At 68.0% G+C, this 24,069-nt stretch carries 29 protein-coding genes and 1 pseudogene; 10 read left to right on the forward strand and 20 right to left on the reverse strand.

Annotated features, from left to right (window positions below; all coding sequences use genetic code 11):
• Window position 1: 1 nt before the first annotated feature.
• Window positions 2-668, reverse strand: a pseudogene (locus A5732_RS18695) (DUF3000 domain-containing protein).
• Window positions 669-757: 89 nt separating this feature from the next.
• Window positions 758-1,567: an enoyl-CoA hydratase/isomerase family protein gene (locus A5732_RS18700; protein WP_076051978.1), complete on the reverse strand. Its 810-nt coding sequence runs from the start codon at window positions 1,565-1,567 to the stop codon at window positions 758-760.
• 88 nt (window positions 1,568-1,655) lie between these two features.
• On the opposite strand from A5732_RS18700, the gene hemE reads away from it, so the two are divergent.
• From hemE to A5732_RS18720, 4 genes are read left to right on the forward strand one after another with little or no spacing between them, the layout of a single operon-like run.
• Window positions 1,656-2,705, forward strand: coding sequence for a uroporphyrinogen decarboxylase (gene hemE, locus A5732_RS18705; RefSeq protein ID WP_076051851.1), 1,050 nt, complete (start codon window positions 1,656-1,658; stop codon window positions 2,703-2,705).
• Complete coding sequence (locus A5732_RS18710; protein ID WP_076102968.1) at window positions 2,702-4,078, forward strand: protoporphyrinogen oxidase; 1,377 nt, start codon at window positions 2,702-2,704, stop codon at window positions 4,076-4,078. Before hemE ends, A5732_RS18710 begins: the two co-directional genes overlap by 4 nt.
• 5 nt (window positions 4,079-4,083) lie before the next feature.
• Window positions 4,084-4,779 carry a hydrogen peroxide-dependent heme synthase gene (gene hemQ / locus A5732_RS18715; RefSeq protein WP_064951775.1) on the forward strand — a complete coding sequence of 232 codons (696 nt, stop codon included), beginning with the start codon at window positions 4,084-4,086 and terminating at the stop codon, window positions 4,777-4,779.
• Complete coding sequence (locus A5732_RS18720; RefSeq protein ID WP_076102969.1) at window positions 4,776-5,528, forward strand: class I SAM-dependent methyltransferase; 753 nt, start codon at window positions 4,776-4,778, stop codon at window positions 5,526-5,528. Before hemQ ends, A5732_RS18720 begins: the two co-directional genes overlap by 4 nt.
• A gap of 87 nt (window positions 5,529-5,615) precedes the next feature.
• Here the strand turns inward: A5732_RS18720 and A5732_RS18725 are convergent, their stop codons facing one another.
• The 5 genes from A5732_RS18725 to A5732_RS18745 form a co-directional block, all read right to left on the reverse strand.
• Complete coding sequence (locus tag A5732_RS18725; RefSeq protein ID WP_076102970.1) at window positions 5,616-6,464, reverse strand: endonuclease domain-containing protein; 849 nt, start codon at window positions 6,462-6,464, stop codon at window positions 5,616-5,618.
• Between the two features lie 113 nt (window positions 6,465-6,577).
• Window positions 6,578-7,003, reverse strand: a complete 426-nt coding sequence (gene msrB, locus A5732_RS18730; RefSeq protein WP_065026817.1) for a peptide-methionine (R)-S-oxide reductase MsrB — start codon at window positions 7,001-7,003, stop codon at window positions 6,578-6,580.
• A 70-nt stretch (window positions 7,004-7,073) separates the two neighbouring features.
• Entirely contained in the window at window positions 7,074-8,417 is a 1,344-nt protein-coding gene (gene aftC / locus A5732_RS18735; RefSeq protein WP_076051855.1) for an arabinofuranan 3-O-arabinosyltransferase, read from the reverse strand.
• Window positions 8,418-8,445: 28 nt separating this feature from the next.
• Window positions 8,446-10,011, reverse strand: a complete 1,566-nt coding sequence (locus A5732_RS18740; protein ID WP_076051856.1) for an alpha/beta fold hydrolase — start codon at window positions 10,009-10,011, stop codon at window positions 8,446-8,448.
• 14 nt (window positions 10,012-10,025) lie between these two features.
• Entirely contained in the window at window positions 10,026-10,823 is a 798-nt protein-coding gene (locus tag A5732_RS18745; protein ID WP_076051857.1) for a pyrimidine reductase family protein, read from the reverse strand.
• Between A5732_RS18745 and zapE the strand changes: the two genes are divergently transcribed.
• Window positions 10,822-11,943: a cell division protein ZapE gene (zapE, locus tag A5732_RS18750; RefSeq protein ID WP_142256637.1), complete on the forward strand. Its 1,122-nt coding sequence runs from the start codon at window positions 10,822-10,824 to the stop codon at window positions 11,941-11,943. The two genes, A5732_RS18745 and zapE, sit on opposite strands and share 2 nt — an antisense overlap.
• Here the strand turns inward: zapE and A5732_RS18755 are convergent.
• The 3 genes from A5732_RS18755 to A5732_RS18765 form a co-directional block, all read right to left on the reverse strand.
• Window positions 11,921-12,436 (reverse strand): GNAT family N-acetyltransferase, encoded by a 516-nt coding sequence (locus tag A5732_RS18755; protein ID WP_076051859.1) that lies wholly within the window; start codon window positions 12,434-12,436, stop codon window positions 11,921-11,923. The two genes, zapE and A5732_RS18755, sit on opposite strands and share 23 nt — an antisense overlap.
• Window positions 12,424-12,954 carry a DUF1942 domain-containing protein gene (locus A5732_RS18760; RefSeq protein ID WP_076051979.1) on the reverse strand — a complete coding sequence of 177 codons (531 nt, stop codon included), beginning with the start codon at window positions 12,952-12,954 and terminating at the stop codon, window positions 12,424-12,426. Before A5732_RS18760 ends, A5732_RS18755 begins: the two co-directional genes overlap by 13 nt.
• A 94-nt stretch (window positions 12,955-13,048) precedes the next feature.
• Window positions 13,049-13,810, reverse strand: coding sequence for a Clp protease N-terminal domain-containing protein (locus A5732_RS18765; RefSeq protein ID WP_076102972.1), 762 nt, complete (start codon window positions 13,808-13,810; stop codon window positions 13,049-13,051).
• A gap of 156 nt (window positions 13,811-13,966) precedes the next feature.
• Here A5732_RS18765 and A5732_RS18770 point away from each other — a divergent pair, with 156 nt between their 5' ends.
• From A5732_RS18770 to A5732_RS18780, 3 genes are all read left to right on the forward strand, one after another.
• The gene (locus A5732_RS18770; RefSeq protein ID WP_076102973.1) at window positions 13,967-14,314 is read left to right on the forward strand and encodes a DUF732 domain-containing protein; all 348 of its coding nucleotides are present in this window, start codon (window positions 13,967-13,969) and stop codon (window positions 14,312-14,314) included.
• 361 nt (window positions 14,315-14,675) lie between these two features.
• Window positions 14,676-15,020: a DUF732 domain-containing protein gene (locus tag A5732_RS18775; protein WP_065076236.1), complete on the forward strand. Its 345-nt coding sequence runs from the start codon at window positions 14,676-14,678 to the stop codon at window positions 15,018-15,020.
• Window positions 15,021-15,050: 30 nt separating this feature from the next.
• Entirely contained in the window at window positions 15,051-16,007 is a 957-nt protein-coding gene (locus A5732_RS18780) for a cytochrome c oxidase assembly protein (RefSeq protein WP_076103042.1), read from the forward strand.
• Between the two features lie 9 nt (window positions 16,008-16,016).
• On the opposite strand, the gene A5732_RS18785 is transcribed toward A5732_RS18780, so the two are convergent.
• The 7 genes from A5732_RS18785 to A5732_RS18815 form a co-directional block, all read right to left on the reverse strand.
• A complete protein-coding gene (locus A5732_RS18785; RefSeq protein ID WP_076102974.1) occupies window positions 16,017-16,937 on the reverse strand; it encodes a cation diffusion facilitator family transporter in 921 nt (306 codons plus the stop codon).
• Window positions 16,938-17,008: 71 nt separating this feature from the next.
• Complete coding sequence (locus A5732_RS18790) at window positions 17,009-17,359, reverse strand: hypothetical protein (RefSeq protein WP_076102975.1); 351 nt, start codon at window positions 17,357-17,359, stop codon at window positions 17,009-17,011.
• A 44-nt stretch (window positions 17,360-17,403) separates the two neighbouring features.
• Window positions 17,404-17,616 (reverse strand): hypothetical protein, encoded by a 213-nt coding sequence (locus A5732_RS18795; protein WP_007774815.1) that lies wholly within the window; start codon window positions 17,614-17,616, stop codon window positions 17,404-17,406.
• Window positions 17,617-17,705: 89 nt separating this feature from the next.
• Window positions 17,706-19,169 carry an aldehyde dehydrogenase family protein gene (locus tag A5732_RS18800; RefSeq protein WP_076102976.1) on the reverse strand — a complete coding sequence of 488 codons (1,464 nt, stop codon included), beginning with the start codon at window positions 19,167-19,169 and terminating at the stop codon, window positions 17,706-17,708.
• Between the two features lie 25 nt (window positions 19,170-19,194).
• A complete protein-coding gene (locus A5732_RS18805; RefSeq protein ID WP_170879976.1) occupies window positions 19,195-20,025 on the reverse strand; it encodes a carboxymuconolactone decarboxylase family protein in 831 nt (276 codons plus the stop codon).
• Window positions 20,009-20,830: a mycofactocin-coupled SDR family oxidoreductase gene (locus tag A5732_RS18810; protein WP_076102977.1), complete on the reverse strand. Its 822-nt coding sequence runs from the start codon at window positions 20,828-20,830 to the stop codon at window positions 20,009-20,011. Before A5732_RS18810 ends, A5732_RS18805 begins: the two co-directional genes overlap by 17 nt.
• A 7-nt stretch (window positions 20,831-20,837) precedes the next feature.
• The gene (locus A5732_RS18815) at window positions 20,838-21,668 is read right to left on the reverse strand and encodes a mycofactocin-coupled SDR family oxidoreductase (RefSeq protein ID WP_076102978.1); all 831 of its coding nucleotides are present in this window, start codon (window positions 21,666-21,668) and stop codon (window positions 20,838-20,840) included.
• Window positions 21,669-21,740: 72 nt separating this feature from the next.
• Here A5732_RS18815 and A5732_RS18820 point away from each other — a divergent pair, with 72 nt between their 5' ends.
• Both A5732_RS18820 and A5732_RS18825 read left to right on the forward strand, forming a co-directional pair.
• Window positions 21,741-22,373 carry a TetR family transcriptional regulator gene (locus A5732_RS18820; RefSeq protein ID WP_076102979.1) on the forward strand — a complete coding sequence of 211 codons (633 nt, stop codon included), beginning with the start codon at window positions 21,741-21,743 and terminating at the stop codon, window positions 22,371-22,373.
• A gap of 142 nt (window positions 22,374-22,515) precedes the next feature.
• Window positions 22,516-22,866 (forward strand): DUF732 domain-containing protein, encoded by a 351-nt coding sequence (locus A5732_RS18825; protein ID WP_419538517.1) that lies wholly within the window; start codon window positions 22,516-22,518, stop codon window positions 22,864-22,866.
• A 35-nt stretch (window positions 22,867-22,901) separates the two neighbouring features.
• Here the strand turns inward: A5732_RS18825 and A5732_RS18830 are convergent, their stop codons facing one another.
• The 3 genes from A5732_RS18830 to A5732_RS18840 form a co-directional block, all read right to left on the reverse strand.
• Window positions 22,902-23,261 carry a DUF732 domain-containing protein gene (locus A5732_RS18830; RefSeq protein ID WP_076051869.1) on the reverse strand — a complete coding sequence of 120 codons (360 nt, stop codon included), beginning with the start codon at window positions 23,259-23,261 and terminating at the stop codon, window positions 22,902-22,904.
• A 109-nt stretch (window positions 23,262-23,370) separates the two neighbouring features.
• Entirely contained in the window at window positions 23,371-23,745 is a 375-nt protein-coding gene (locus A5732_RS18835) for a DUF4189 domain-containing protein (RefSeq protein ID WP_076051870.1), read from the reverse strand.
• Window positions 23,746-23,831: 86 nt separating this feature from the next.
• Window positions 23,832-24,050 carry a hypothetical protein gene (locus A5732_RS18840; RefSeq protein ID WP_076103043.1) on the reverse strand — a complete coding sequence of 73 codons (219 nt, stop codon included), beginning with the start codon at window positions 24,048-24,050 and terminating at the stop codon, window positions 23,832-23,834.
• Between the last annotated feature and the right edge of the window lie 19 nt (window positions 24,051-24,069).

Genomic DNA, 24,069 nt, shown 5'->3' on the forward strand with positions numbered 1-24,069 from the left:
GCTAGGCGCGTGACCGGGAGCTCAGGTCGGTGACTCCAGCGGGGGGCAGGCCCGCGGCGTGCTCCAGTACCTCGCAGAACGCCTCGACGTGCCCGCCGACCGCGGGCGACGTCGCGGTCCACGACGCGCGGAGCTCGAGCTGGTGGGCGCGCGGTGGCCCGGAGATGTCTCCGTAGCGCACCGATGTGGTGGCGGTGACGGTACCGCCCAGGGCGACGACTTGTTCCATACGTGACTCCAGTGCCTCGACTAGCCAGCTCCACGCTACTTCGGGCAGCAGCGGGTCGACCGCCTCACTGGGGTCAAGGTCGGCCTGGATGTAGGCGACCATGCGGATGGTGCCGTCCCACGCATCGGCCCCTTCGGGGTCGTACAGCAGGATCAATCGTCCGAAGGCGTCGCCGTCGGACCGCTCAGGAATGATGTCGCTATCGGGATGTTTGACCTCGGCGCCCAGGGCGTAACTGTGGGGAGCCAAGCGTTGCGGCGGCCGGATGGGACCCAACTCGATCTCCGACCGCACGACGACGGCGTTCATCGCCGCTACCGCTTCGCGGAATGGGGCCGGTTCGGATGAGGTCACTTGGCGCCGCTCCTGTTCATCCCGACCGTTCTGCATCGTCACGGCACGGGTCACAGGGATCGACGCTAGACCTACAGCCCGACACGCCGCGACAGGCGCGCCGCGTTTCAAACCGGCCGCGACCAAGCCGTTACCAGGCCTCCACCAAAGCTATATGTGCAGCTCAGGCGGCGGTCAGCGGGTGAAACGCGCCTGGCGCTTCTCGCGGTGTGCGGCCAGGCCTTCCTGCACGTCGGGGCCGCTGAAACTGAGGAATTCCAGGCCCACCGAGGTCTCGAAGGTGGGGCCCATCATGCGATACCAGTGGTTGAGGCTGCGCTTGGTCCACCGGATCGCGTTCTGCGCGCCCTGCGCCAGGTTCTCGGCGATGCGGGTGGCGGTGGACAGCACGTCGTCATCGTCGACGCAGGTGGACACCAGCCCGATCCGCTCGGCTTCCTCGCCCAGCAGCGTCTCGCAGGTCAGTAGGTAGTACTTGGCCTTGGCCATGCCGACCAGCAGGGGCCAGCAGATGGCGGCGTGGTCGCCGGCCGCCACGCCCAGCTTGGTGTGCCCGTCGATCAGCTTGGCGGTCCGGCCGGCCACCGAGATGTCGGCGAGCAAGGCCACCACCAGGCCCGCGCCCACCGCCGGCCCCCGGATGGCCGACACGACGGGGGTGTCGCAATTGATCATGTTGTGCACCAGGTCGCGGGCTTCGCGCATGATGCGCAGCCGGCCCTCGTAGTCGTTGATCGTCTCGTCGATCAGGTCGAAGCTGCCGCCGGAGGAAAAGGCCTTACCTTCGCCGCGGACCAGGACGGCGCGCACGGCGGGATCGCGGTCGATCACCGGCCAGATGTCGGCGAGGTCGCGGTGCATCTGCGGCCCGACCGAATTCAGGCCGGGGGAGTCGAGAACCAACGTCAGCACCCCGTTGTCCCCGAGTTCGCAGCGCAGGCTGGGAAACGCGTCGTAATCCGCTGGGGGCTGACTCACTGGCATCTGGAAGCTCCTGACGTTCAAACGGTCGCGGTCGTTGATCGTACGCAGCGCAGTTCGGTGTTCTCCGGTCATGGCAGCATTAAGGCTGATGAGTACTCGCCGCGACCTTCCCGAGTCGCCGTATCTGGCCGCCGTGAGCGGCCGCAAACCCAGCCGGGTGCCGGTGTGGTTCATGCGGCAGGCCGGTCGCTCGCTGCCCGAATACCGGGCGCTGCGGGCCCAGACCGACATGCTGTCGGCCTGCTTCGACGCCGAGCTGGTCTCCGAGATCACCCTGCAGCCGGTGCGCCGCCACCACGTCGACGCGGCGATCCTGTTCTCCGACATCGTGGTGCCGTTGCTCGGTGCGGGCATCGACCTGGACATCGTCGCCGGGGTCGGCCCGGTCATCGAATCGCCGGTGCGCACCGCCGCCGACGTAGCCGCGATCAAACCCCTTGAGCGGCAACGGGTTCAGCCGGTGTCCGACGCGGTGTCGCTGCTGGTGGCCGCGCTCGGCAACGTCCCGCTGATCGGCTTCGCCGGCGCCCCGTTCACGTTGGCGTCCTATCTGATCGAGGGCGGCCCAAGTCGCCACCACGCGCGCACCAAGGCGATGATGCTGGCCGAGCCGGACACCTGGCACGCGCTGATGGAGAAGCTGACCGACATCACCGTGGGCTTCTTGCGGGTGCAGCTGGAGGGCGGGGTGGACGCCGTCCAGGTCTTCGATTCGTGGGCCGGGGCGCTGTCGCTGGCGAATTACCGCACCTACGTGCAGCCGCACAGCACCCGGGTGTTCGCCGCGCTGTCCGACTACGGCGTGCCGATGACCCACTTCGGGGTCGGCACCGCCGAACTGCTGGGCGCCATGTCCTCGGTCGGCGCCAACGTGGTGGGCGTGGACTGGCGCACCTCCCTGGCCGACGCGGCCGCCCGCGTGCAACCCGGTACGGCGTTGCAGGGCAACCTCGATCCGGTGGTGGTACTGGCGGGCTGGCCGGTGGTGGAGCGCGCGGCCCGCGCGGTCGTGGACGACGGCCGGCGTGCGATCGACGCCGGCGCCGCCGGTCATGTCTTCAACCTCGGCCACGGCGTGCTGCCCGAAACGGATCCCGGCGTGCTGACCGACCTGGTGTCGCTGGTCCACTCCCTATGAGTTCTCCCTCGTATTGTGTTGTGGGGGGCGGTATTTCGGGTCTGACGGCGGCCTATCGGCTCCGTGCGGCCGTCGGCGACGACGCCGCGATCACGCTGTTCGATCCGGGAGACAGGCTCGGCGGCGTCCTGCGCACCGAGGTGGTCGGCGGGGTGCCGATGGACCTGGGTGCCGAGGCTTTCGTGCTGCGCCGACCCGAAATGCCCGCCCTGCTGGATGAACTGAATTTGTCTGGACGACAGCGGGTTTCGACGGGCGCGCGCCCGCTGATCTACAGCCGGCAAGAGTTACGCCCACTGCCCGCGGGCACCGTAGTCGGGATACCGTCGTCGGCGGCGTCGGTGGCGGGACTGGTCGACGAGGCCACGGTGGCCCGCATCGAGGCCGAGCCCGCCCGCCCGCTGGCATGGGAACCGGGCGCCGACCCCGCGGTGGCCGACCTGGTGGGCGATCGATTCGGCGAGCAGGTGGTGGCCCGGTCGGTGGATCCGCTACTCAGCGGGGTCTATGCGGGTTCTTCGGCCACCATCGGCCTGCGCGCGGCCGCCCCGACGGTGGCGGCCGCGCTGGACGGCGGCGCCACCAGCCTGACCGACGCCGTGGGTCAGGCGCTGCCGCCCGCCACCGGCGCGCCGGTGTTCGGGTCGCTCGAGGGCGGCTACCAGGTGCTGATCGATGAGCTGCTCGCGCGCGGGCGCCCGCGCTGGGTGCGCGCCGCGGTGTCGCGGCTCGAGCGCGCGGGCGCCGGCTGGACGGTGGTCGACGACACCGGCGCGCCTTGGGCCGCCGACGCAGTGATCCTGGCCGTGCCGGCGGGGCAGTGCCGCCGGCTGCTGGCCGAGATCGCCCCGCGCAGCGTCGCGGCGGCCGGCCGCATCACCAGCGCATCCTCGGTGGTGATGGCGCTCGCCGTGCCCGGCGATACCGCGTTCCCGGACTGTTCTGGTGTGCTGGTGGCGACCGGTGAGCGATTGCGGGCCAAGGCCATCACGCTCTCGTCGCGCAAGTGGGGCGCCCGGGGTGACGCCCAACTGCTGCGGCTCTCGTTTGGGCGGTTCGGCGATCGCGTGGCGGCCGACACGTCCGACGACGAGCTGCTGACCTGGGCGCTGGGCGACCTGGCCACCGTGTTCGGGTTGACCATCGACCCCGTGGACGTCCGCATCCAGCGCTGGATCGAGGCGATGCCGCAGTACGGGCCGGGCCATGCCGACCTGGTCGCCGAGGTCCGGGCGGGCCTGCCCCCGACCCTCGCGGTGGCCGGCAGTTACCTCGACGGCATCGGCGTGCCGGCCTGCGGCGGCGCCGCCGGGCGCGCTGCCGAGCGTGTGATCAGGGCCATCGGAGACTTGGACGCGCGGGTGGCACGATAGGTTCCATGGCCAAGCTCGACTACGACTCGCTCAACTCCACGATCCGCTACCTGATGTTCTCGGTGTTCTCCGTAGAGCCCGGTGAGCTCGGTGAACAGCGCGACGACGTCATCGATGAAGCGTCGACGTTCTTCAAGCAGCAGGAGGAGCGCGGCGTCGTGGTGCGCGGCCTCTACGACGTCGCGGGTCTGCGGGCCGACGCCGACTTCATGATCTGGACCCACGCCGAGCGCGTCGAAGCGCTGCAGGCCACCTACGCCGATTTCCGGCGCACCACGGCGCTGGGGCGGGCCAGCTCGCCGGTGTGGAGCAGCGTGGCGTTGCATCGGCCGGCCGAGTTCAACAAGAGCCACATCCCGGCGTTCCTGGCCGGCGAGGAACCCGGCGCCTACATCTGCGTGTATCCCTTTGTGCGGTCCTACGAGTGGTACCTGCTGCCCGACGAGGAACGCCGCCGCATGCTGGCCGAGCACGGCATGGCCGCGCGCGAATACAAGGACGTCCGCGCCAACACGGTCCCGGCGTTCGCGCTCGGCGACTACGAATGGCTGCTGGCCTTCGAGGCCCCCGAACTGCACCGGATCGTGGACCTGATGCGGGAATTGCGCGCCACCGACGCCCGCCGGCACACCCGCGAGGAGACGCCGTTCTTCACCGGCCCCCGCGTTGCCGTCGAGCAACTGGTGAACGCCCTGCCATGACAACGCCCTTCGACCCGACCGACCCCACCCGCTTCGAGGAGATGTACCGCGACCAGCGGACATCGCACGGCCTGCCGGCCGCCACACCGTGGGACATCGGCGGCCCGCAGCCGGTGGTCCAGCAGCTCGTCGCGCTGGGCGCCATCAAGGGTGAGGTGCTCGACCCGGGCACCGGCCCGGGTCATCACGCCATCTACTACGCGTCCAAGGGATATTCGGCGACCGGCATCGACGGCTCGGCGGGCGCCATCGAGCGGGCCCGGGAGAATGCCCAAAAGGCCGGGGTGTCAGTCAATTTCGAGCTGGCCGACGCGACGAAGCTGGAGGGGTTCGACGGCCGCTTCGACACGGTGGTCGACTGCGCCTTCTACCACACCTTCAGCACCGAGGCCGAGCTGCGCCGGTCCTATGTGCAGGCGCTGCACCGCGCCACCAAACCGGGCGCGCGGCTGTACATGTTCGAGTTCGGCGAGCACAACGTCAACGGCTTCAAGATGCTGCGGTCGTTGTCGGAGAACGACTTTCGCGACGTACTGCCGGACGGTGGCTGGGAGATAACCTATCTTGGCACGACCACCTATCGGGTCAACGTCAGCGTCGAGTCCATCGAGGCGATGGCCAAACGCAACCCGGACATCGCCGATCAGGCCGAGAAGTTGCTGGAGCGCTTCCGGGCGATCGAGCCGTGGCTGGAGGGCGAACGGGCGCACGCCCCGTTCTGGGAAGTGCACGCCACCCGGGTGGACTGAACTGCCGTCAGCGGTACGCGCCACGCCGCGCCTGATGCCGCGAAACTTAAACCATGGCGCCGGTTTTCGGCGTGTCGTGTGCGTGGTTTAAGTGTCGCGGCATCCGCGACGGACAAGGGCGTCGCGCACGCGGCGCACCACGTCCTCGGGCTTGTCCTCGGCGATCACCCGGATGACGGTCCAACCCAGTTCTTCTAGCTTTCGCAGCCGATTCTGGTCATGGGCGTACTGCCGCCGGTTGGCGCGATGATGGTCGCCGTCGTACTCGGCGGCCACTTTGTAGTCCTCCCACCCCATGTCGAGGCAGGCGATAAGCCGCCAGTTCTGTTCTACCGGTATCTGCGTGGCGGGCACGGGAAGTCCGGCATCAATCAAAAGTAAGCGAAGCGAGGTCTCCTTGGGCGACGCGGCGCCGGGATCCACCAGCGGGAGCGCCGCGCGTAGCTGCCGCAGCCCGCGTGCTCCCGCGTGCCGCTCGGCCAGCACCAGCACATCGTGGGTCGAGAATGGCGCCGCACGCATCAGCGCGTCCAGTCGCGCCACCGCCTCGCCGATCGGCAGTTGTCTGGCCAGGTCAAATGCCGTCCTGGCCGAAGTGGTGACCGGCAGACCGCCGACGCTGATGACTTCGTCGGGATCGACCCGCTGATTACGCGTGATCACGCCGGCGGGTGGATGCGTGTTGCGCCAGATCAGCTCGATGGGTTCGTAGTCGTCGACCCAGCTCGCACCGTGCAGCGCCGCGGCAGCCAGGCCCGCGAGGACGCCGCGCCGGCCCGACCACAACCACGCTGCTGCCGATCGTGTGCGGAGCGATGGAGTGGTGTTCACCGGCAGGTAGATATCGGGATGGATGGCGCGGAATTGGGAGCGCAGCCGATACCGGCTCAAGTTTCCTTGCCGTACGGCCTGACTGCCGACAAACGCGTCGTCCATACCTGGAAGACGTCACAACACCGCCTCGGGATCCGCGAAACTTAAACCATGGCGCCGGTTTTCGGCGTGTCGTGTGCGTGGTTTAAGTGTCGCGAAGACGGAAACGGCCCGGGCTATCCGCCCGCCGGCACCAGCCGCAGCGAGACCGAGTTGATGCAGTAGCGCTGATCCGTCGGCGTCGGGTAGCCCTCGCCGGCGAACACGTGGCCCAGGTGGCTGTGGCAGTTCGCGCACAGCACCTCGGTGCGCGTCGTACCCATGGAATGGTCGGGCCGCAGGATCACCGCGTCGGACTTCGCCGGGTCGAAGAACGACGGCCAGCCGCAATGCGACTCGAATTTCTCTGTGCTGCGGAACAATTCGGCGCCACAGGCCCGGCACTGGTACACACCTTCGGTTTTGGTGTCGGTGTATTCACCGGTAAAGGGCCGCTCGGTGCCGGCCTGGCGCAGCACGTGGAACTCTTCCGGGCTGAGTTTCTTGCGCCACTCGTCGTCGCTCAGTTGCACCTTGGGCTGCGACACGTCGGGGGAGGTCATGCATCCACGCTAGCGCGCATGACGGCGATCCGCCGCGCCTGGCCGACGGCGCCCGCGATCACCGCGAGGCTCAGTGGACGTGAGCCGCCGCGCCGGGCTCCGCCGCGGGCGCGATCGCCTCGCGCTCGCGCTCGGCGGTCAGCCACGCCGGATCGATGCCGTCGTCCAGCCGGTTCTCGGCCCTGGCATCGAGGTAGCGGAAGAGCAGCACGGTGAAGGCGACGATCAGCAGCAGCGACCAGCCATAGGTGATCTTGAGGTAATGCAGGGCACGGCCGTACCTCATGTACTTGTAGATCAGCCAGTCGTCCAGCGCCATGAAGCCATAGATCCCGAGCCAGGCCGGCCAGTTGCGGATCAGCGAGTTACGCAGCACCACCGTCATCAAGAACGGGAACAGCATCATCGAGTAGTAGCCCTGGGCCAGTGACGACACCAGGAACGACCACAGCAACAGCACGCCCGACGAGCTGGTGAACCAGAACAACGGGTCTCGGGTGCGGTAGTAGCGGTACAGCAGCCACATCGCACCGATCATCAGCAGGGTGAACAGGATTCGCATGAACACGATCAGCCAGGTGGGCAGGCCGAAGTACACGCCGTTGCCCTCGACGGAGCTGTTGAAATAGTCCCGGGTGCCCAGGAAGTAGGGCACCGTTTTCGTGACGAAGTCCATGGGATCGCTCACCAACGGCCATGCGGCCACGTTGACCGCGACGGGGACCGCGATGGCCGGCACCAGCGTCCGCCACTGGCGATTCAGCAGCGGCAGCAACAGCAGTGGGCCCAGCACGGGTTTGAGCGTGAGCGTCAGGCCGATCACCAAGCCGGCCCACCACTGGCGCCCGACCCTCCCGTCCAGCAACCAGCGGAAGAACAGCACCTCCGCCAGCAGCACACAGCCGTTGATGTTGGTGAACACCAGCGTGCTGGTCACGCTCTCCGTGCAGAACATGGCCAGCAGCAGGGCGGGCGCGGCCACCGAGGACAGAGTGAATTTGAACATCCGCAACAGCAGATACCAGGCGATCAGGATGGCCACGGCGTTGATCAGGATGAACAGGTAGCGCGACGGCGTGAAGGGCAGGTATCCGAACGGCGCCATCAACAGCGTGCCGCCCGGCGGATACAGGTAGTGCGGGTCGACGTAGTCGAAGTGCTCGTTGTAGATGTCCCAGCCGTGCCGGAAGTTGAGGACCGCGCGGTACACCGGTTTGAAGTCGTCGGTGATGTTGCCGTTCAGGCTGAGGATGATGCTGCGGTGCAACACCGACATGATGGCCACCGGCCACAGCGCCATCCGCAGCACGGTCGATGTGCTCAGCGGTCCGGTGCGGGGACTAAAGGCGGCCAGGGTCCGATCGCGCAGGCCGGTTCGGGTCGATTCAGCTGCCGTCACCAGCGCACCGTACACCGGCGCCCGCGCGGGCCGGAAAGCAGCGTCAGGCCGGGCAGTAGGTGTCGGTGTTGGGCAATTTGCCGCTGTTGAGGTAGCCGATCAGCGGCGGAACGGCGCAGCCCGAGAAGATGCTGGCGCCGTGGCCGATGCCCTGCCACATGACCCGCTTGCTGGCGGCGTTGGCGTTGATGATGCTGGCCGCGGTCGCCGCGACGCCGTCGGTGCCGACGATCGGGTCGTTCTGCACGCCGAGCAGCAGCACGTCGACCTTCAGTGTCTTGGGCGTGGGCGGGGGTGAGCCGGTGGGCCAGTGCACGCACTTGACCATGTTGAGCGCGGCGACGGTCCCGAACTCGGGGTAGAGCTTGCCCCAGGCGACGACGAGTTCGCGCACCCGGTCCGGCGTGGGGCGATTGACCGCGTCGCTGCACACGTTGACGAACTGACCGTCGGAGTCCTGGATGGCGTTGGCGTGGTTGATCAGGTTGTTCAGCGCGTTGGTGTCGCCGGAGCGGGCGCCGGCGAGCGCGTTGGCCAGGTCGGTGGTTGCGTTGACGCGGCCGCCGGCGGGATAGCCGAGCGCGACGGTGATGGCCTTGGCCACCTGCGCCACCGACGCGCCGCCCGGCCCCTTACCTGCGCGGGCGTCGGCCAGCAGGGCGCTGACGGCACCCTTCGGGTCCGCGCCGAGCGCGCAGTTCACCGCGATGCACTGCGCGGCGAAGGCGTCGAGCGCGCCCTGCTGCCCCTTGGCCTGCTGCTCGGCGGCGGCTTCGGCGTTGGTGCCCAACGCAACCGGTGAGTCGAGGATCAACCGGGCCACCTTGTCCGGCCGTGATCCGGCGTAGGCCAGCGCCACCTGCGCGCCGTTGCCGATGCCGACCAGCGCGAGGGTGGGCACGTCCCACAGGGTGCGCAACCGCTCGATGTCGGAGGCGGCGTGCGCGTCGTCGTAGGAGGACGCGTTGGGCCCGATTCCGACCGCGTCGCCGCAATTGGTGGTAGCGGTGTTGGAGATCTCGGAGAGGTTCGCCACCGGGTCGTCGCCGGTCTGGAATTGCGACTGGTCGCGCATCTGCTGACGGTCGAACTTGTCGCGGCAGTCGATGGGGCTCGACATCCCGATGCCGCGGCGGTCGACGGAGACGATGGGGTGGGTGGCGAGCACGTCGGCGCCGGCCCGCGACAGCCAGATCGGCAGTTGCGCCGAGGACGGCAGATCCGAGCCGGTGGTGAAGACCAGCGGTCCGGCGTCCTTGGGTGTCTTGTCGGAGCGGGCGCGCACCACGCCGATGCTCAGGCTGCCGCCGCCGCCGTTGACCGGGTCCAGGTCGGCGTCGTAGTTCGCGCAGTCCAGCTGGACGCCGCCGGCGGCGGGGACGGCCGCGTCGGCGAACACCTTGGAGGTGCAGTCGTGCCACGCCAAGTCGTTCTTGGGTGCGGCGATCGGCGGCGGGCCGCTGGGCGCCGGCTTCGACGTAGCCGCCCCCTGCGGACGCGCACCGGAATTGGTGGCGAACCGCGGATCGGCGGCCAGGCCCGGGACGCAGCCGGCCAGCAACGCGGTCACCGCAACCAGGATCGTGGCGCACGTGTACGGCCGACTCATGCCGACCACAGTAGCTAGGCCTTGACGTAGCGGGTGTAAAGGTAGCCGGCGTCGTCGGTCAGGACGTGGGCACACCGCATCCGGGTGAGCAGCTGCCCCGAGCCGGTCGCGATGCGTGGTGCCTGGCCGCCGACGAGGCAGGGCGCGATCGTCAGGCACAGCTCGTCGAGCATGTCGCGCTGCATCAGCGAGTCCAGGAGTGTCGGCCCGCCCTCGGTGAGGATGCGGCGCATGCCGCGCGCGCCGAGGGCCGCCAGCAGGGCGGCCTCGTCGACCTTCTCGGGATCGCGGCCGGAGCAGTCGAGCACCTCGCACAGGCCGCTGAGCGCGCGGCGCGTCTGCTCGGCCGCCGCGGTGCAGGTGAGCACCAGCGGCTGCACCTCGGTGCGGGTGAACACCGTCATATCCCGGTTGAGGTGGCCCGATCCGGTCACGATCGCCAGCTGCGGGACCTCGCTCTGGCCGCGGCCCTGCCGCCGCTGACGCTCGGCGGCGCCGACCTGCGCGCCCGAGTAGCCCTCGATCCGCACCGTGCCCGCGCCCACCACGATGACGTCGGCGAGCTCGCGCAGCAGGTTGAAGATGAACCGGTCGCCCGGTCCGCCCATCGCGCCGCTGCTGCCGCCCGTGGTGGCCCCGCCGTCGACGCTGGTGATGAAGTTCGCCCGCACCCACGTGCCGTCGTGTTCGGGATAGTCGTAGAGCCGGGGGAGGTCGCCGTCGTCGAGTCCGCGAACCGAGCCGAGCAGCGACAGCGGCGTCTCCGAGTTCGCGGAGGTCGCGGAACTCTCGGGGCCGCCGGAGTCGGGCATGGGTCTGATTGCAGCACGCCGCTACAGTGCCTGCATGCACGGGTCCACCTCCGCGGGCGCTTCGGGCGGCGTGGCCCACCTGGTGGATCGGCACCCGACGGTGTCGCCGCAGCGGCTGATCGCCCAGTTGCGACCGCCCCCGACCTTCGCCGACGTGAGTTTCGCGACGTATCAGCCCGATCCGGCGGAGCCGACGCAGGCGGCCGCGGTGGTGGCGTGTCAGGAGTTCTGCCGGCAGGCCGTCGAGCGTCGCGCAGGCCGGCGAAAACTGTTGGGCCGACGGGAAGTTCTGCCCGGTGTCGGGCTCTACCTCGATGGTGGGTTCGGCGTCGGCAAGACGCACCTGCTGGCGTCGGCCTACTACGAGCTGCCCGGCGACGGTCCCGGCGAATCACCGGATGGCCCGGCGCCCAAGGCGTTCGCCACGTTCGGTGAGCTGACCCAGCTGGCCGGGGTGTTCGGCTTCGTCGAGTGCATCGACTTGCTGGCCGGTTACACGGCGGTCTGCATCGACGAATTCGAACTCGACGACCCGGGCAACACCACGCTGATCTCGCGACTGCTCTCCTCGCTGGTCGAGCGTGGGGTCTCGGTGGCCGCCACCTCCAACACGCTGCCCGAGCAGCTCGGTGAGGGCCGGTTCGCGGCGCAGGATTTTCTGCGCGAGATCAACACGTTGGCAAGCATTTTCACGACCGTGCGGATCGAGGGGCCCGACTACCGGCACCGCGGGCTGCCGCCCGCGCCCGAGCCGCTGTCCGACGACGAGGTGGCCGCGCGCGCCGCGCGGGTCGACGGCGCGACGCTCGACGACTTCGATGCGCTGTGTGCGCATCTGGCCACCATGCACCCGTCGCGGTATCTGACGCTGATCGAGGGGGTGAGCGCGGTGTTCCTGACCGGCGTGCACGGCCTGGACGATCAGAACGTCGCGCTGCGGCTGGTGGCACTGACCGATCGGCTCTATGACGCGGGCATTCCCGTGGTGGCCTCGGGCACCAAGCTGGACACCATCTTCAGCGAGGAGATGCTGGCCGGCGGATACCGAAAGAAGTACCTGCGGGCCACTTCCCGGCTGCTGGCGCTGACCGCGGCGGCTAATCCAGCTCGCGGATCATGACATAGTCGCTCTCGACGCCGGCGCCGAGTTGAAACGTCCTGGTGCCGCTGATCCGGAAGCCGCTCTTGGCGTAAAAGCGTTGCGCGCGTTCGTTTGCCTGGTTGACGCCCAGCCACACGCGCCGCGCGCCCCATTCGCCGGCGGTGGCCAGCGCGAGGCCCATCAGCGCGGTCGACGCCCCGCCGCCGTGATACTCGGGCAGCACGTAGATCTTGGACAGCTCGGCGGCATCGGCGCCAGCGTCGCGAACCAGCATGGCGTAGCCGACAATCCGGCCGTCCTGGCGCGCGGTGACGACGGCGCGGTCCGGATCGCCGAGATACTGCGCGAAGTGGGCGGCCGACAGGTTGGCGTCGATGAACGACGCGATGTTCTCCGGGATCGCCGACGGCGGACACGCCAGCGGAAAGGTTTGTGCCGCAACGGCGGCCAGCTCTATGGCGTCACCGGAATCGGCCGGCGCGACCTCAAACGTTCCGGTCAGAGGTTCCACTGCGCGAGGTGATAGCCCGTCTTCTTGTCCAGCAGGACGACGGTGGAGACGGGATCGCGGTAGGCGTCCCAATACACGCCGCCGCGCACGATCGCCCCGTTCGGGGCGTTGACGAGCACGCTGTCCAGCGCGTCGGGTGCATCGGAGGCCCGCGGCTTGTAGGCGTCGGCGTTGGGGGTCACGCCGTTGAAATCCATCACTGTCGCCATGACGTACGGGTTGGGCACGCGGATCGCTCGGATGGTCACGTCGGCGCGCTCGACGGTGCTGCCCGGAAATCCCTTGTAGGTGCCTTCGCGGGTGTAGCCGAATCCGGGCGGCGGATCGCAGGGCCCCACGCCGCTCACGGTGACGTCGGCGATGAACGTGCCGTTGTCCACCCGCAGGGTGTCACCGATGTGGCCGATCGGCGCATCCCCGGCCCACGCGCGGGGCATCGGAACCGCGCCGACCCCGACGGCGATGACGCCGGCGACCGCAACCAGAAAGGCGGACGCCGCCATCGGCCAGCGGTGCATCTTCGCCATGTCGTGCCTCCTTGGCGCCGTTGCAGGGGAACCCTCGCATGATTGCACACGCGGCGATGCCGAAGGGAGGGGTCGGCCGCGCCGGTCAGCCTGCTCCGGCCGCGCCCGGCGCGACATTCCCGCCGCCGGACAGCGATTGCAGCGCCGTGATCAGATCCGTCTCGACCCGGTCTTTGTCGACGCCGCATCGGTGCAACGGCCCGTCCCCGCCCTCCAGCTCCAGCAGCGCCAGCAACTGGTGCTCGGTGCCGACATAGTTGTGGCCGAGGCGAAGTGCTTCGCGCACGCTCAGCTCGAGCGCCTTGCGCGCCGGCCCGCTGAACGGAATGAGCTGCGGCGGTTGGGCATCCGCGCGCAGCGCGGAGATCGCCTCGGTCGCGGCGGCGCGCAGCTCCTCGGTGTCGACCTTCTGCAGGTGCAGCAACACCGTCGCCAGGGCGGCCGCGTCGCCGAGCACACCGAGCAGCAGGTGATCGGGGGTGATCTCGCCGTTGCCCGCTTCGTGCGCGGCGTTCTGCGCCGCCACCACCGCGCCCCGCGCCCGCGGGGTGAAGCGCGCGAACCCCTGTTCGAGATCGAGGGCGGTGGCCTCGGCGCGCGGGACGAAGCGCTTCTGGGCGGCCTGCTTGGTGACGCCCATGCTCTTGCCGATGTCGGTCCAGGACGCGCCGGAGCGGCGCGCCTGGTCCACGAAGTGGCCGATCAAATGGTCGGCGATCTCGCCCAGGTGCTCGGCGGCCAGGACCGCGTCGGCCAGCTGGTCCAGCACGTCGGGTCGGGTGGACTTGATGGCGTCGATCAGCTCGTCGAGGCGGATCGGGTAGGCGATGCGGACGGGCTCGGACATGGCGTCAACGCTAGGTTGACGGCGACTGTGCTGTCAACCCTGGGTTGACGAGGTTGCGAGGGGTTGTCACGGACACAAGGGATTGGTCCGCACAACGTGCGTCAAAGTTTGCTCCACGGGATGCGTGGCGTTCGCTTGTCTGTCAATCTGAGGTTTATGAAACTTCTTCTCATTGTGGCAACCGTCGCCGCCGCAGTCGGAATGGCGGTGCCTGCGCACGCCGATGACGCCGATGACGCCTTCATCGCTTCTCTAGACAAGGCCGGCATCACCTATGCCGACCCCGATACGGCCGTCGGGGCCGCTAAATGGGTCTGTAAGACGGTAGTAAACGGAACCGGCATGTCGGACGTCGTGAGCACCTTGCAGTCGAAGAACTCCGACCTGAGTGACGACAAGGCCAATCAGTTCGCGGCGATCGCCGCCAATGCGTACTGCCCATACGTGGTGTCCGGCAAGAGCTCGCCCGCCCCCAGCGTGACCACCACCAGTTCGTCGTCGTAGCTGCCCGCTCGCGGGCGATCCGTGTGCGGCGAATGTGATCTGCTTTTTACAGTTCCGCGCGCCAACGTCGGGTTGACGAAATCTGTCGTCAACATTTCACCCTTAGTGTTTTGGTGACCGGACGCGGCAGACGTTGAACGGGAAAGGGTCTCAAGCGTACGTCCGGCCAATTTGCTGCGCGGTGGTTCTCGGCCATTCACGGTGTGCAACCGATCCAATTGAGATCCGCTATTTCGGCACCTGACGCGCCATCCACCGCGATCGTCCGCGGCCTGACCGCGAAGCGGGACGGGTGAACGTTCACGCCGCGGTCGCCCTAGGAGATGCCGATCACCGACAGGTTTGCGACAATCACTGCGTTATGCGATTTCTCCTGGGGCTGACGAGCCTCGCCACCATGCTCGTCCTGGCCGCGCCGGCGCACGCGGACATCGACAACGACCAGGACTTCCTCAAAGACCTCCGCGACGCCGGCCTCACCTACCAGGACGGCGGCAACGCGATCACCATCGGCAAGTCGGTGTGCGATCTGCTCGACGACGGCCAGTCGGACGCGAAGATCGTGACCGACCTGCGCAACCAGAATCCTGGCTTCCAGGGCGCCGCCGCGGCCAAGTTCACCTACCTCGCGGCCGCCCATTACTGCCCGAAGTACATCACCGGCGAGGACCGCGGTCCGAAGCCGGAAGGGGCCGTCGGCAACTGAGCCGATTGCGGCCGCAATAGGCTGGTGGCCGTGCGCGTCGATCCCGGACCGCTGACATGGGACGCGGCCGCTGCGACCTGGCATGTCGACCTTCTCTCGGCAGCCGTCGTCGCGGCGCTCGCCACGGGATACGCCTGGTGCTATCGGCGGACCCGTGGGGCCGAGCCTGCGGTCCGTGCCGCGAATGCCGCGTGCTTCGGCGCGGGCATGCTGGTGTGGCTGCTGGCCACGATCAGCGCGCTCGGTGCCTACGCCTACGTTCTGTTCTGGGTGCGCGCGCTGCAGGTGTTGCTGCTGCTTTACGTCGTGCCGTTGCTCGTCGCGCAGGCCAAGCCGGTCACCGTGTTTCGCGATGCCGTCGGGCCGGCGGGCCGCGACCGCATCGATCGGGTGTTGGCGACGCGGTTCGCGCGCGTGCTCGTGCATCCCGCGACCACGTCGGTGGCGATGCTCGCCACGCCGTGGCTGTTGTATTTGACGCCGTGGTACACCGCGGCCCTGCGGACCGAGTGCATCGGTGCGCCGACGCGAATCCTGTTGGTGGCCTTGGGCTTCTGCTACTTCTATGCCCGGCTGCAGGAAGACCCGGTACCACGCAGGTACCCGCAGTCGATCTCGCTGCTGATCAGTGTCGCCGAGGCGCTGGGCGACGGTGTCCTGGGATTGGTCATCTGGCAGGGCTCGTTGATCGGCGCGTCGTATTACGCTGCGCTGCAACGGTCTTGGGGCCCCGACCCGCGGCTCGATCAGACGATCGGTGCCGGCGTCTGGTGGATTCTCGGGGATCTGGTCGGGTGGCCGTTCGTGCTGCTGTTGATGCGCGCCATGTCGCGCGACCAGAAGGCGCACGCGGTCGCGGTCGATGCCGAACTGGATGAGGCCGAGGCGCGAAGCGCCCAGACCGACGGCGCCGAGAGTGAAACCCCTGCGCCGTCGGGGCTTTGGTGGGAGAACGACCCGCAGCTGCGGGAGCGGTTCCGCCGCTGACGCGTTAGCTCAGGCCGCCCGTGCCGTCCACGTGAAGCTCTGCATCTCCGGGATCTGGGGAGCCAGCGCCGCGGCGACGCTGCGACCGATCTGGTCGGAGGCCGCCAGCGACGTGTCGGCGTTCAGAAACCCTTCCACCTCGACGCGCAGGGTCCGCCCGGTCCACCTGGCCCGGGCGTGCGCATGCGTCACACCGGGGACCGAGGCGGCGACGGCCTCGGCGGTGGTGATGACTTCGGGGTCGACGCCGTCGAGCAGGCGGTGTGCGATATCGGCGGTCACCTCCCAGCCGACGTGGCAGATGAACCCGGTGACCACGATCCCGGCGACCGCGTCGGCCCAGCCCCAGCCCAGTGCCACGCCGATCAGCCCCAGCACCGCACCGCCCGACGACAACGCGTCCAGCCACGAATGTTTGGCGTCGGCCACCATGGTCGCCGACCGAATTCGCCTGCCCACCACCAGTTTGTAGCGAGCCACCAGCTGATTGCCGACCACGCCGACGACCGCCGCGCCGATGCCCCAGCCCACGTAACCGGTGCCGCCGTGCCGAAGCAGCTTGGTGACGGATTCGAAACCGGCGACGACGGCGCTGCCCCAGATCACCAGCGCCACCCCGATTCCGGCGAGGTCTTCGGCGCGTTCGTAGCCGTAGGGATACCGTTCGGTGGGCAGCTTGCGCGACGCGCGGAAGCCGATGAACACCAGGGCACTGGTGGAGACGTCCGACAGGTTGTGCAGCGCGTCACCCAGCAGCGCCACCGAGCCGGACAGCAGCGCGATAACCAACTCGACCAGGCCGGTCAGCGCCAGTCCGACGGCGCTGACGGCAACGGCGCGATTGGCCTGCCGGCGCTCGCCGGCATCGTCCGCCGCGTTGTCGAGGGGAAAGCCTGCCGCCGGGTCACGCACTCCGTTGATCACATGCATACCGCCAGCATGCCCGACTCGGCGGCGGCTCCCAAGTCCCGGGGTTACCGGGCAGTCGCGTTCGTACACCGTCACCCGGTCGCATTGGCCCCGCCACAGCACCGGTTGGCGGGAATCGACTTCGGCCCACTGTGTTTCGAGGATTTGATGCACCTGGTCGTCACCGGTGCCGCCGCTTCGGCGCAATCCTTGGCGACGATTGGGCGTACAGGTTGTCGCCGTGCCAGCCATTGGTGAGCAGGTCCGTGCCCGGGTTCAGGTCGTAGCAGACGCCCGTCGACACCCAGCTGGGTCAGCAGGTAGGCCCGGTAACCCGTGCCCGCTACGGGATCGAGCAGCCCGCCTTCGGCGTGGTCGCCGCCGACGCTGTCGGTGTCGACGCAGTCCTTGACCGCGTCCCAGTACGGGTTGTCGATGGTCACCGTCGGTGGTCGCGCCGTGGGAACCCGCCGCCTTTGCGGAACCGCTACTTGGCCTGTTCGGGGTTGGACGGTCCATCGCGCCAGGGGCGGGGGCTCTTCGGCAGAATCATGAACGCCACGGGCAGGCGTACCAGCGCGTCGCGGGCGGCGACCTCGAGGAACACGATCTCCATTTCCAGGCGGTTCAACGGCCGCGTTTCCATCATGAAACGCGTCCGCAGATAGCGGGGCGTCCTGAGCCACTCGACCAAATTCATGCCCGCGACTCTACCCCTTTAGCGGAAATACTTGGTCTGCACAATGTTTCACGGCAACCACTGCCGGTTGGGGCCCAAATTCGAGAACGTCAGCTCATGCCGATGCGAATGTTCTTCACCTGCAGAAACTCGTGCAGGCCTTCGACGCCGCCGGTGCGGCCGAACCCGCTCTGCTTGTAGCCGCCGTAGGGGCCCTGGGGCTCGATGTCGCTGTGCCTGTTCACCCACACCGAGCCCGCCTGTAGCTGACGCGCAACCCGGTGTGCACGTTCCAGGTTGGAGGTCGCCACGAAGGCATTGAGACCGTAGCGGGAATCGTTGGCGATCCGGACCGCCTCCGCCTCGTCGCCGAAGGGCATCACCGAAGCCACCGGGCCGAAGGTTTCGGTCTGCGCCAGTGACGAACGGTTATCCACGTTGGTGAAGATCGTCGGCTCGATGTAATAGCCGGACGCCAGCTCGCCACCCAGTCGCCGTCCGCCGGTGACCAAATCACCGGCCCTTTCGCTGACCGCCCGGTCGATGACCCCGAGGATGCGTTCGGCGGCGGCTTCGGTGATGACGGGGCCGAGCATCACGTCGGGCTGCAGCGGATCACCGATCTTGGCGGCCTGCACGGTCGCCACGAGTTTCTCCACGAAGCGGACGTACACGGATGCTTCGACGAGGATCCGCGAGGCGCAGGCGCAACTTTGGCCCGCCTGGGTGATCGGCCCCTGGTGCGCCGCGATGACGGCGGCCATGTCGAGGTCGGCGTCGGCGAACACGAGATAGGCGGATTTCCCGCCCAATTCGGCCGTCACGGGGGTGAGGTTGTGCGACGCGGCCTGCAGCACCTTCTGGGCGGTCGCCTGGCCGCCGGTGAAGTGGATCTTGCCGATCCGGGGATGACGCACCAGCGCGTCGCCGCCCGCCGGGCCGGCCGGCAACACATTCACCAGTCCCGGCGGCAGGCCCGCTTCGATGCACAGTTCACCAAAGCGCAAGGGCGCCAACGACGCAAGCTCGGAGGGTTTGAGGATCACCGCGTTGCCCGCCGCCAGCGCGGGAGCCACCGCAGCGCCTGCGACCACCAGCGGCCCGTTCCACGGCGCGATGACACCGACGACGCCGTAGGGCTCGCGTTCGACGAGATTGACGTCGAACGCGCCGGCGACGGGAGTGCTTGCCCCGTGCGTCTTGTCGGCATAACCGGCGTAGTAACGCAGGAATCGTTCGGTCAGCACGGAGTTACCGGCCACCGAGACCGGGACGCCGTAGTCGTGCACGTTGAGCTCGGTCAGCTCCGCGAAGTGATCGCACACCACATCGGCCAACGTGAACAGCAGATCGCGACGGCGATCGACGGGATAGGACACCCATTCCCGGTGCGCCTCCCAGGCGCTGTCCACTGCCCTGTCGATCTCGCTCTCGCCGGCTATGGGAATGGTCGCGTTGGGCCGCCCGGTGCCCGGGTAGACGTGCTCATAGGTGCCACCCGATGCCGCGGTAATGCGTTCTCCGCCAATGAGTAACGCACCCGAGCGCGTAGGCGAGGACGCGGTTGCCGTCATGGGAGAGTTTTCCTTTGTGGTGGTGTCAGCCGGCGGACGTGTGCTCGGCCTGGTTCTCGGCCGTCACTCGCTGCTTTTGTTCCGCGATCACCTGGTTGAGGTATTCGGCTTTGGCGCAGCCGTAGTACGCCGCGAACTGCAGCGCGAGTTCGTCCATCTCCTCGAAGGAGACGTCGCCACTCTTCAGTGCCGCGTAGACGTGCGACATGATCGGGATTTCGGCGTCCTGAAAGGCGACGCAGGCGACGGTGATCAACCGGCGTTCCTTCATGCCCAGGCCGGGGCGCAGCCACATCTCACCGAAGACGAAGTTCAGAATGCCCGCACCCGAGTACGGGTTGTCGCGCATCGGCGCGAACGGCAGGCAGTTGATCTCCTTGAACGACTCCTCGCCGCCAAGCAGTCGCTGCTCGGGGTCGCTGGCGGTGACCAGCGGCAGCAACGGTTCGGGGGGAGGGGGTGGTTCGCCGCGCGCTTCGGCGATCTTGGCCCACTGCACGTCCACCGCGATGTTGAACCGGGACGCCTTCGGCCAACCCGCGTAGACCGCGAAATGTAGTACGGTTTCCCGCATTTCGGTGATGGTGAGGTCGCCGCTGTTGAGTGCGGCGTAGACGTGGTGTTCCAGCGGGGCCTGCGCGTCGGCGGCCGCGACGCAGGCCAGGGTCACGAACCGTCGATCGCGGCGGCTCAGCCCCGGTCGTGTCCACACCTCGCCGAAGACGAAGTCGATCAGCCCGCCCGCGTACGGGCTGTCGCCATCGGGCGGGTCGAACGTCATCACCTCGGCGAAGGCGCGCACCCCGCATTCATGTCGCGCACCGTCGCGGATAGCAGCCTTATCGGATTGTGACACCGGCGTCGACTTTCAGTTCGAGTCCTGTGACGTAACGGGATTCATCGGACATGAGATAGAGCACCGCGTTGCTCACGTCGGACGCTTCGATCAGCGGTGCGGGCAGGGCGTTGAGAAAGATGGGCACCAGGTCGGGCCGCTGCTCGGCGATCAACGTGTGCATGCTCGGCGGCGCCATGCCGGTGGCCACCCCGGTGGGGTGCACCGTGTTGACGCGAATGTTCTGCGCGGCAAGCTCGTTGGCCAGGGCCAGCGTCATCCCGACGATGCCGTGCTTGGACGCCGTGTAGGGCACGTGCAGCGGGGTGCCCTTGATGCCGGCCGACGAGCTGATGTTGACCAGGCTTCCGCCGCCCTGGGCGACCAGGTGGGGGAGTGCGGCCGCGCAGGTGTTCCAGGCGCCGATGAGGTTGACGTCGAGGACCAGCCGCCACTGTTCGGCGGTCGTGGTGTCCCAGGTACCGACGGTGAGCACGCCGGCGTTGGCGACCGCGCCGTCGAGTCCGCCGAGTTCGCCCGCCGCCGCGTCGACCGCCGACTTCATGGCGGCCTCGTCGCGCACGTCGACGACTTTCGCGATCGCCCGGCGGCCGTGTTTCTCGACCAGCCGCACGGTCTCGTTCAGGTCATCCTCGGTGGCCAGCGGATATTCCAAACCCTCTGGCGTGGAACAGATGTCCACCAGGATGCAGTCGGCGCCCTCTTCGGCCAGCCGCGCCGCGTGCGAGCGTCCCATGCCGCGCGCCGCCCCGGTGATCAAGACCCGCTTGCCCGCGACCCGGCCCGTTGCGTTGTTCGTTGTCATCCGCGTATCAAACCTTGTTGCAGAAGCCCGCGTCGACGGGGAAGGTCACGCCGGTGACGTACTTCGCCTCGTCGGACACCAGGTAGGCGATCGCGGCGCTGACGTCCTCGGGTTCCATCATGCCGACGGGCATCGGGTTTTGCAGGTGGGGCCCCGCGCCGGGATTCTTCTCCAAGAACTCGGTCATGTCGGGATTGGTCGCCATCATCGTGTTGACCGCCGTCGGGTGCACCGTGTTCACCCGGATGCTCAGCGGCGCAAGGGCATTGGCCAGGGTACGCATCAGTCCGACGATGCCGTGCTTGGATGCCGCATAGCCCAGGCCGCCGCCCTGCAGGCCGCCGAAACCCTTGATGCCGGCGGTCGAGCTGGTGAAGATGATGACCCCGCCACGGTTGCCGGACAACAGATGCGGGACGGCCGCCCATGCCGTGTGATAGGCCCCGTCGAGGTTGACGCCGGTGACCGCTCGCCACTGTGCCAGCTCCTCCTCGATGCTCAGCTGCCGAAACGCCAACGGCGCGATCCCGGCGTTGGCCAGCACGATGTCGAGGCGGCCGAAGTGTTCGACGCCGGCGTCCATCGCGGTCTTGACTTGGTCGAAGTCACGGACGTCGGCGACCGTGCCCAGCATCTTGCCGCCGGCCTCTTCGACCAGCGCGACGGTTTCCTCCAGCTCCTCATGGGAGGCCATCGGATAGCCGTTGGCCGGAATGTCGGCGCAGATGTCGATACCGATGATGTTGGCGCCCTCGCGGGCGAGCCGCACCGCGTGGCTGCGGCCCTGGCCGCGCGCCACCCCCGTGATGAAGGCGACTTTGCCATCAATAGAACCCACGGCGCTCGTCCTCTCTCTTCATCGGCCCAGATCAGGGCAGAGTAACGCCGTTACTCATCTGCGCACAGTAACATGGTTACTGTGACGGCAAAAGGGGCCTCGGTGCGGGCCGCGGCGGGCGCTGCCGGGCGGCAAGCCGATCCGATCCTGGACATCGTGGTCGAGATGCTCGATACCGAGGGCTACGAGGCCGTGCAGTTGCGCGACGTGGCCCGGCGGGCCCGGGTTTCCCTGGCGACCATCTACAAGCGGTATCGCACCCGCGACGAGCTCATCGTCGCGGCCCTCGACGGGTGGATGGACGCCAATCGCTATGCGGCCCTGCCGTCGCTGATCGACGATCTGCCCGGCGAGTCGATCTATGTGGACCTGATGCACGTGATGAGGACCATCTTCGAACCCTGGGAACGCCATCCGTTGATGCTGCGCTCCTACTTCCAAGCGCGATCGGGCCCCGGCGGAAAGCGCCTGATCCAGCGCGGTGTCGACGCCGTGGTGCCCGTTGCGAAAGCCGTTCTGGCACAAGCGGAGCCGGGATTCGCCAAGGATCTCGAGCTCATCCTCACCGGCGTGGTCTACGGGTTTCTCACCCGGTTCGCGCAAGGGGAGATCGAGGTCACCGAAATCGTGCCGGGGATCGAGCGCACGGTGTTCTGGTTGACCATCGCGTACGAGCATGGTTCGGCCGGCGTGCCACAGGCCTGACGCCGAAGTCGCGCGCCTTCAGCGGCGCCGAATTCTGATTATTCAGCCGTTCATAAGCCATTTTTTCCCGGTTGTCCCTATTCTTCGTTTTCATGCCGCTATGGGTCGACGGCATCGTGAACGTCCCGAAGAAAGGAAGCGCATGATGTCCTCACCTCGCCGGCTGGCCGCGTTGGCCGTCCCGGTCTTGGCGGGCGCGGCCCTGGTTGCCAGCGCCGCGGTCGCTACCGCCGATCCGCTCGACGACGCGTACCTGGCTCAGCTGCGCGGCGCCGGTTTCAGTTGGCCGCCCGAGCACGACGCCGCCCTCACCGGGATGGGCCGCCTGATCTGCGACGACATCGGGTGGGGCTGGACGTATGACCAGATCGCCCAGAGTATCCACCAAATTCTGGATCCGAGGAACGTGACGTTCGGAGACGTCGGATCCATGGTGAGCCTTGCGCATTCGACCTACTGCCCGCTGCAGCGGTGCTGGACCGACCACTGCTGAGCGAGCCGAAACCCCTTGTGTTGCCGTAGCGACGGTTACATAAGCGGGGGTCCCGGCAGCATCCAGATAACGGAAGGGTCGATGTCTTCCTTGTATTGCGGGCAATAGGTGGCTATCGACAGGCCGACGAAGTAGGCGGACTGCCGGACCGAAAGGTCCGTTTGCCGCGCCAGCTGAATCGCCAGCACCGATGCGTTCGGGTTGGCAGCGATGCCGGCGCACACCGTGCGGGCCTTGGCAATCGCATCGTCGTTGTCCGGCATGGTGACTCCGCCCTTGGAGAGGTTCGCGATGAAGGCGTCGTCGGTCTCATCCGCTGCGGCCGGCGTTGCGAAGGCGAGCGCGCCAGCGGACAGCAGAACCGCACAGGCGGCCGACCACGTTCCAGCCTTCATCGGTGTGATGCCTCCCTCGGTGCGCGGGCCAAATCGGCGGCGAGTCAAGGACGATTCTTTGAACGATAGTCGAAATCGCGGTGTCTTGGGCGCTGCGCGCTGACATACGTCAGGACGAGCAGTGTGTGGTCTTGACCCGACCGTTGGGTGACCCCAGCTTGGCCAGCGCGTCGTTCGCGGACGCCGTCGTGTCGGGACCCGAGCCGCCCTGGAACCGGCCGGAGGCACGGTCGAACGCGACCGATGCGCAGCCGTTGCGCGTGCCGGCCACCACCTCACAGGCGTCACCGGCTTCGGCGGTGCAGTGGGCCAGCGCGATTTGGTTCGCCTGGTCCTGAGTGCCCCCGGTGCCCCAGCCGGCGGCTCGTCCGGTTCCGACGGACACAGCCAGGGCAACGAAGTCGTCGTCGGCCCGGGCCGTCGGCGTCGGCAGCGCGACGAGCCCGCTTACGACCGCAACGACGATGGCACTGATCGACCGCACCGCTTCACTCCTTTGCAATGCTCAGGAGAGGAATTTAGCGCCAAGGACAGTGACCGCGCGGGCAAATGGGCCGCGGCGCCGACGGGCTACGCGTTGTCTTCGGGATCTTCGGCCAGGTAGATGACGTCGTACCACCGCCGGCTGCGTTCGGCGTCGAAAACTTCGGCCGCGGTTGCCCGCTCGAGCCGGACGTCGGTCAGATGCGGATTATCCACGCGGATACGGTCTTCGAGCTCGGCATGCAAAGCGTCGCCGTCCAGGGCGATATCCGCGTCCGCTCGGCCCGTGTACCTCGTCCAACTCACGCCCCACATTGTGCTCCGG

This window comes from Mycobacterium colombiense (assembly GCF_001953985.1).
GTDB lineage: Bacteria > Actinomycetota > Actinomycetes > Mycobacteriales > Mycobacteriaceae > Mycobacterium > Mycobacterium colombiense_B.

Coding starts and splice junctions, on each gene's coding strand:
- A5732_RS18810 (WP_076102977.1), bottom strand. CDS start 20,830: ATGACAACGAACAACGCAACGGGCCGGGTCGCGGGCAAGCGGGTCTTG.
- A5732_RS18800 (WP_076102976.1), bottom strand. CDS start 19,169: ATGACGGCAACCGCGTCCTCGCCTACGCGCTCGGGTGCGTTACTCATT.
- A5732_RS18825 (WP_419538517.1), top strand. CDS start 22,516: ATGATGTCCTCACCTCGCCGGCTGGCCGCGTTGGCCGTCCCGGTCTTG.
- msrB (WP_065026817.1), bottom strand. CDS start 7,003: ATGACCTCCCCCGACGTGTCGCAGCCCAAGGTGCAACTGAGCGACGAC.
- A5732_RS18740 (WP_076051856.1), bottom strand. CDS start 10,011: ATGAGTCGGCCGTACACGTGCGCCACGATCCTGGTTGCGGTGACCGCG.
- A5732_RS18795 (WP_007774815.1), bottom strand. CDS start 17,616: ATGAATTTGGTCGAGTGGCTCAGGACGCCCCGCTATCTGCGGACGCGT.
- A5732_RS18760 (WP_076051979.1), bottom strand. CDS start 12,954: ATGCACCGCTGGCCGATGGCGGCGTCCGCCTTTCTGGTTGCGGTCGCC.
- hemE (WP_076051851.1), top strand. CDS start 1,656: ATGAGTACTCGCCGCGACCTTCCCGAGTCGCCGTATCTGGCCGCCGTG.
- A5732_RS18700 (WP_076051978.1), bottom strand. CDS start 1,567: ATGCCAGTGAGTCAGCCCCCAGCGGATTACGACGCGTTTCCCAGCCTG.
- A5732_RS18785 (WP_076102974.1), bottom strand. CDS start 16,937: ATGCATGTGATCAACGGAGTGCGTGACCCGGCGGCAGGCTTTCCCCTC.
- A5732_RS18775 (WP_065076236.1), top strand. CDS start 14,676: ATGCGATTTCTCCTGGGGCTGACGAGCCTCGCCACCATGCTCGTCCTG.
- A5732_RS18765 (WP_076102972.1), bottom strand. CDS start 13,810: ATGTCCGAGCCCGTCCGCATCGCCTACCCGATCCGCCTCGACGAGCTG.
- A5732_RS18745 (WP_076051857.1), bottom strand. CDS start 10,823: ATGCCCGACTCCGGCGGCCCCGAGAGTTCCGCGACCTCCGCGAACTCG.
- hemQ (WP_064951775.1), top strand. CDS start 4,084: ATGGCCAAGCTCGACTACGACTCGCTCAACTCCACGATCCGCTACCTG.
- zapE (WP_142256637.1), top strand. CDS start 10,822: ATGGGTCTGATTGCAGCACGCCGCTACAGTGCCTGCATGCACGGGTCC.
- A5732_RS18710 (WP_076102968.1), top strand. CDS start 2,702: ATGAGTTCTCCCTCGTATTGTGTTGTGGGGGGCGGTATTTCGGGTCTG.
- A5732_RS18820 (WP_076102979.1), top strand. CDS start 21,741: ATGGTTACTGTGACGGCAAAAGGGGCCTCGGTGCGGGCCGCGGCGGGC.
- A5732_RS18720 (WP_076102969.1), top strand. CDS start 4,776: ATGACAACGCCCTTCGACCCGACCGACCCCACCCGCTTCGAGGAGATG.
- A5732_RS18770 (WP_076102973.1), top strand. CDS start 13,967: ATGAAACTTCTTCTCATTGTGGCAACCGTCGCCGCCGCAGTCGGAATG.
- A5732_RS18830 (WP_076051869.1), bottom strand. CDS start 23,261: ATGAAGGCTGGAACGTGGTCGGCCGCCTGTGCGGTTCTGCTGTCCGCT.
- A5732_RS18725 (WP_076102970.1), bottom strand. CDS start 6,464: ATGGACGACGCGTTTGTCGGCAGTCAGGCCGTACGGCAAGGAAACTTG.